We start from the raw sequence: 1,851 nt of genomic DNA, 5'->3' as shown, positions 1-1,851 counted from the left end.
ATTAAATATAAAATATAGACTTTATCTTTAGCATCTATTTTTGTATTTAAAAGGCCTTTGTGATAGTCCAAGATGTAGTTTAAATCGGTTAAATTTAGATAGAACTTAGTCAACATATCATATTCTATCTTTTTTATATTTCTCTTTAAATCTTCTATTAAACTCCCTTTCAAGTAAATCACCAATCCTATTTCAACAGTTAAAAATTCTTAAAATCATAATAATGCAAACATCTATTTCTTCCAGTTTGTTTTGCTTTGTATAAGGCTTTATCCGCATTTTCAATTATTTCACTTATATCTATGCTACTATTTTTACATGTATCAATACCAATACTAATTGTCAAACCATCATTTAAGAATTTTTTTACAACCTTACATAACTTTTTTCCAAATACCTTGCTTTTTCTATAGTCTTTGCATATAGACAATATTAAAAATTCCTCTCCTCCATACCTTATAATAGACATGTCCTCTTTTAAATATCTTTTTATTATCATAGTTATATTTTTAAGAGCAACATCTCCATTATAATGACCATGAGTGTCATTGTAGTCCTTAAAATAATCTACATCTATCATAAATGCAGTACTGTATTCACTAACCTCTTGTTTTTCTAAGAAGCTATTTAAATATATCCTATTATAAGCATCTGTCAGAGGGTCAATATATTTTTTCTTATCTAAATCGAGTTTTATTTTCTTCATATTATTTATTTCTTTTTCGATATGTTCATGTCTATAATTTAAAGAGTCTATATAATTTCTATTTCTAGCTTTCATATACATCTGTTTTAACTCATAGTACATTTTAAAGTATTTCATACTCATTTCATAATCTTGTATCTTTTCAAAACACATGTGTATAGTTTTATATGCTTCTTTTACATAATTATAATTTTTAGCCTCTTTAGCCCTTTCAAGAAGTTTTTTACTTGTAATCAAAGCCTTTTCATAGTTTTCAAACATATAATATATATTAACCTGATGATAAATTACTTCTAAATCATATACTATATACTCGTCTACACTATTTATGTTATTTAATAAACTCTTAGCCCGATTTAAATAGCAAGTTGATTGCTCAAATGATTTTTCATTACTTTCCGCATAGTACATAGCTAGATTTATGCATAAGTCTAATTTTTCCACTTCTTTCAAATCTTGATTCTTAAATTTTTCCAAATATACTTCAGACTTCGCTAAATTATTTATAGCACCTGAATAGTCTTTAGTTTTTATTAATAGTTTAGTTATATTATTTGACGCTCTATACTTTTGAATCATATTTACGTTTGTATATTTTTTATTCTTTATTACTTCATTAAAGTATTCTCTTGCTCCTTCATAATTTTCAAATGAACATTCACATTCCCCTAGCTTTATATCGCATAGTGAGCATACTTCTATATCTTTTGATAAGTCTGCATATTTTCTTGCTTTTAAGAAATTCATTTTGGCAATTAATGCATCATCTAAAAATAAAAAATATATCTTTCCAATTATAAAAAAATATATTTTTTTACAATTAAAATCATTAGTTTCTTTTACTTTTATATATAAATCTTCTATTTTCTTAATTATTATAGAAGAATCAATACATTTACTTGCCTTAATATAAATCAATTGAGATTCAAAAATAATTTCTTCCACTAAAAAATTGCTATCCTTACAAATAAGATTAAATTTATCTATATAGAGATTTGCTCTATTTACATCTTCATTCTTTAAACTTAAAATGGCTATTTGTGAATAAAATCGTGCTAAAAATACATAATCTTTAGGTAAGTATTGTTCAATATATTTACAGGAAATCAAAATATACTTTTTCATTTTTTCACTAAATCCTTGAA

At 24.0% G+C, this 1,851-nt stretch carries 1 protein-coding gene; it reads right to left on the bottom strand.

Annotated elements, in window-relative coordinates:
* Positions 1 to 199: 199 nt before the first annotated feature.
* Positions 200 to 1,851 (bottom strand): GGDEF domain-containing protein (locus tag KGF50_RS21305; protein ID WP_227849914.1); only part of this gene is annotated, 1,652 nt, incomplete at its 5' end.

Origin of the sequence: Clostridioides sp. ZZV15-6598 (assembly GCF_020657705.1) — a bacterium.
Classification (GTDB): Bacteria; Bacillota; Clostridia; order Peptostreptococcales; family Peptostreptococcaceae; genus Clostridioides; species Clostridioides difficile_F.
This window is presented reverse-complemented; position numbering and strand designations above follow the sequence as displayed.